Origin of the sequence: Sporosarcina obsidiansis, from assembly GCF_009651005.1 — a bacterium.
Taxonomy (GTDB): Bacteria; Bacillota; Bacilli; order Bacillales_A; family Planococcaceae; genus Sporosarcina; species Sporosarcina obsidiansis.
This window is the reverse complement of record NZ_WHVW01000041.1, coordinates 1-4,061: the sequence shown is the minus strand read 5'-3', so window position 1 is coordinate 4,061 and position 4,061 is coordinate 1. Positions and strand designations below refer to the sequence as shown.

6 protein-coding genes are annotated in these 4,061 nt (G+C 42.8%); all 6 read left to right on the top strand.

Translation table 11 applies throughout. From position 1 onward, the window contains the following. Positions 1 to 172 precede the first annotated feature (172 nt). The 6 genes from GD002_RS17515 to GD002_RS17490 all read left to right on the top strand — a co-directional run bounded on the left by GD002_RS17515 (position 173) and on the right by GD002_RS17490 (position 3,973). Positions 173 to 640: an S-ribosylhomocysteine lyase gene (locus GD002_RS17515; RefSeq protein ID WP_153733647.1), complete on the top strand. Its 468-nt coding sequence runs from the start codon at positions 173 to 175 to the stop codon at positions 638 to 640. A gap of 87 nt (positions 641 to 727) precedes the next feature. Continuing rightward, positions 728 to 2,473 carry a DNA polymerase III subunit gamma/tau gene (dnaX, locus tag GD002_RS17510; protein WP_153733646.1) on the top strand — a complete coding sequence of 582 codons (1,746 nt, stop codon included), beginning with the start codon at positions 728 to 730 and terminating at the stop codon, positions 2,471 to 2,473. A 21-nt stretch (positions 2,474 to 2,494) separates the two neighbouring features. Further along, positions 2,495 to 2,815 (top strand): YbaB/EbfC family nucleoid-associated protein, encoded by a 321-nt coding sequence (locus GD002_RS17505; protein ID WP_153733645.1) that lies wholly within the window; start codon positions 2,495 to 2,497, stop codon positions 2,813 to 2,815. A 14-nt stretch (positions 2,816 to 2,829) separates the two neighbouring features. Next, complete coding sequence (gene recR / locus GD002_RS17500) at positions 2,830 to 3,426, top strand: recombination mediator RecR (protein WP_153733644.1); 597 nt, start codon at positions 2,830 to 2,832, stop codon at positions 3,424 to 3,426. A gap of 3 nt (positions 3,427 to 3,429) precedes the next feature. Next, entirely contained in the window at positions 3,430 to 3,648 is a 219-nt protein-coding gene (locus GD002_RS17495; RefSeq protein WP_228548419.1) for a YaaL family protein, read from the top strand. Between the two features lie 61 nt (positions 3,649 to 3,709). After that, complete coding sequence (locus GD002_RS17490; RefSeq protein ID WP_228548418.1) at positions 3,710 to 3,973, top strand: pro-sigmaK processing inhibitor BofA family protein; 264 nt, start codon at positions 3,710 to 3,712, stop codon at positions 3,971 to 3,973. Positions 3,974 to 4,061: the final 88 nt, after the last annotated feature.

The following is a 4,061-nucleotide window of genomic DNA, read 5'->3' as shown; positions in this document are numbered from 1 at the left end:
TTTCTCTGATTTTAGTACCGAAATGACAAAAGGGTTGGAAATCGTTACGATTTCCAACCCTTTTGTCTACAGTCTGACTCGTCCATTTTAAAATGGACGAGTTTTTTATGTTTAAGAAATGGTGTATACTTCGAAATAGAACGTATTCAGTAGCGAAAGGGAGCGATTTACAATGGCAAAGAAACAAATGAATGTGGAAAGTTTTAATTTGGATCACACGAAGGTGAAAGCGCCTTATATTCGATTAGCAGGAACTTCAGAAGGGCAAAATGGAGACAAAATTTATAAATATGACTTACGTTTTTGCCAACCAAATAAAGAACATATGGATATGCCCTCTATTCATTCATTAGAACATATGATGGCGGAATTTAGCCGTAATCATTCGAATCAGATCGTAGATATTAGTCCGATGGGTTGTCAAACGGGTTATTATTTAGCTGTCATCAACCATGAAGATTATGAGGATGTTCTTTCTATAGTAGAGAAAACATTGAACGACGTGTTAACAGCTACAGAAGTGCCGGCATGTAATGAAGTGCAGTGCGGCTGGGCTGCGAGTCATAGTCTTGAAGGTGCAAAAGAACTGGCGCGTGATATGCTGGCAAAGAAAGACGAATGGACAGAGGTTTTCGCGTAAGATTTTCAAGGGGTTGTGAAGCCGCGAAAATGGTTTTCATGCTATAATTGAAGTATTATGCAAAATGGAGAAAAGGGGGATGCGCAGTTGATTTATCAAGCATTATACCGAGCTTACCGACCACAGACTTTCGGTGAGATGTCTGGCCAGAAAGCGATTAAGCAAACCCTGCAAAATACCCTCCTCCATCAGAAAACGACGCATGCGTATTTGTTTTCAGGGCCGCGTGGGACGGGAAAGACTAGTGCAGCCAAAATTTTCGCAAAGGCCTTGAACTGTGAAAATGGACCTGCTGCAGAACCATGCAATGAATGTGATATATGTAAAAGCATCACGGAGGGCTCGAACACCGATGTAACCGAGTTCGACGCAGCCTCCAATTCCCGTGTGGAAGAAATTCGTGATATTATCGAGCGTGTTCATGTGGCGCCTTCCAATGCTCGTTTTAAAGTGTACATTATTGATGAAGTGCATATGCTTTCTAATTCAGCATTTAATGCGCTATTGAAAACACTAGAGGAACCGCCTGCCCATGTGGTATTTGTACTTGCGACAACTGAACCTCATAAACTACCACTTACGATTATTTCTCGATGTCAGCGCTTTGATTTCAAACCGATTACACCTAGCGAAATTATCGAACGTATGCAGTTAGTGCTGAATGATATTGGTGTCAAAGCGGATGTAGGGGCGTTGCGCGCGATTGCACAAGCGGCCACTGGTGGAATGCGGGATGCACTTAGTATGTTAGATCAGGCAGTGTCGTTTAGCGGTGATGAATTAACAACAGACGATGCATTGCTAGTGACCGGAGCGATCGGAGAAGAGATTTTTTATCAGCTTGCGCAAGCCATCGAAGCAAAAGATGCAGGATCAGCACTCTCGTTATTGCATCAATTGATTGCAGAAGGTAAAGATGTCGGTAGACTGGCTGAAGACATGATTACGTTTTTCCGTGATATGTTATTGCTTGGAACAGCTCCCGAGTTAACAGATTTACTTGAATTGATTTCGGATGGTGAGAAATTCAGGGAGTTGGCCCAGGGGTTTCATTCGGATGAACTGTATCGATATATTGATATTTTGTCGAAAACCCAGCAAGAGATGCGGTTTTCTAATCATGGAAAAGTCTATATCGAATCTGCTCTTTTGAAAATGATTCATTCGGGTGAGCAACGTGCGGTGTCTGGTACATCGGCGGATCCTGAAATGGCACAAAAACTGACTGCGTTAGAACAGACAGTCCGTCAGCTTCAACAACAGTTAGCAGCAAGCCCTGTGCAACAACCTGCCGCTGAAACGCAAACTCGCCGAGCTACTTCGTCTGCATCTAGATCTGCTAAAGTACCGACCGGTAAAATTGTAGAAGTTTTGAAATCCGCAACAAAAGCGGACATTCTAACGATTCGGGAGCAATGGGCTGGTATGATGCAAAGTTTGCAGAGATCTCATGCGGCTTTATTGGAAGAGACGGAACCAGTGGCAGCATCTGAGACGGCCTTTGTGTTAAAATTCAAGTATGAAATTCATTGTTTGATGGCATCTGAGAATGCAACGCTGCAAGCTGGTTTGTCTGATGCGCTGTTGCAACGAACCGGTAAAGGTTACGAAGTGATTTACGTTGCGGAAGAGAGCTGGCTGAAAGTACGACAAGATTTCATACAAAAGAATGGCTTGGCTGATCAGAAAGGTCAAGAATCCTCTCGGCAACCGGAAGTGGAGCAACCTGCTTCAGCGTTCATGGAGGAAGCGACTCTTGAACAAGCTGATCCCCTCGTGACAGAGGCGGAGAAACTATTTGGTAAAGACTTTATTACAGTAGAAGAAGATTAAATTACTGAGGAGGAACTAATGATGCGTGGAATGGGAAATATGCAAGGTATGATGAAGCAAATGCAAAAAATGCAAAAGAAGATGGCGGAAGCTCAGGAAAATCTAGGTGAAGAACGTCTGGAAGGTACTGCTGGTGGCGGTATGGTGAAGGTCATCGTTTCCGGACACAAAGAAGTATTAGAGGTTGTAATTGATCCGGAAGCAGTAGATCCAGAAGACGTGGAAATCCTACAAGATTTAATTGTCATTGCAACAAACGAAGCAATTACGAAAGCGGAAGAATTAACGAACTCCACAATGGGCCAATTTACTAAAGGAATGAACTTGCCTGGGATGTTCTAGGAGGCGGTACAATTATGCATTACCCTGAACCTATATCTAAGTTAATGGATAGTTTTATGAAATTGCCAGGTATCGGCCCCAAAACTGCGGGTCGTCTGGCGTTTTTTGTATTAAGTATGAAGGAAGATACCGTGCTGGATTTTGCAAAAGCGCTGGTTGATGCTAAGCGAAACTTGCAATTCTGCTCGGTGTGCGGTCATATTACAGACATTGATCCATGTTATATCTGTCAGGATCAATCGCGTGATCGCTCGACGATTTGTGTGGTGCAAGATCCTAAAGACGTGATCGCTATGGAGAAAATGCGCGACTATCGGGGTTTATACCATGTCTTGCAAGGAGCAATCTCCCCAATGGACGGCATTGGACCAGAAGACATCAATGTACCTTCTTTATTAACTAGATTACAAGATGATGAAGTACAAGAACTGATTCTTGCAACGAATCCTACGATAGAAGGGGAAGCGACAGCGATGTACATATCGCGTCTCGTTAAACCATCTGGTATCACGACTACTCGTATCGCACACGGTCTGCCAGTCGGTGGTGATTTGGAATACGCTGATGAAGTCACGCTTTCGAGAGCTTTAGAAGGTCGCCGTGAACTGTAAGGGGTGAAGAAGTTGTTTGGGAGAAAGAATAAATTAAAGAAAGAATATGATGAACGGCTTCGCGAGTTAATGTTAGAAGCGAAAGAAGAATGGGAACGAGCCAGGGAAGTAGAGAGTTACGTCAACGACTATGATGAGGGTGTCTTGGCGCAGCGTAAAATGGCTGAATGTAAATACTTTTATTTGTTCCGAGAAGCGAAGTTGCGGAATTTAGGGAACTAGTGAACTAATCTCTCACAGAAACGCATATAGATAAGTATCTATGAAGGAAAGGGCGTTTTTCGTGAGAATTTTAGTCATAGCTGCATTAGGAGTTGTTTCATTAATTTTACTAAGTATGAGTAAAACCACTTTAGAAAAAAACATGGAGCGCTTATCTGTCTTCTGGTTTCGTTTAGCATTTGCTTTCTTCGTTCTCTTTTTAATGAACATAGCAGGCGGCTTTATTGGAATCTATGTACCTGTTAACATAGCTTCCGGTGTCATCTTAGCGGTTTTGGGAGTGCCGGGATTCGCTGCATTATGCGGTTTCGCTATTCTTTTTTAAAAAGAGTAGCGAAAAAGCTTGCAAAGTAATTGAAGCGGTGGTATATTTATAAGCGTCGCATTTGCGAGTAACAAAAACACCATACTTA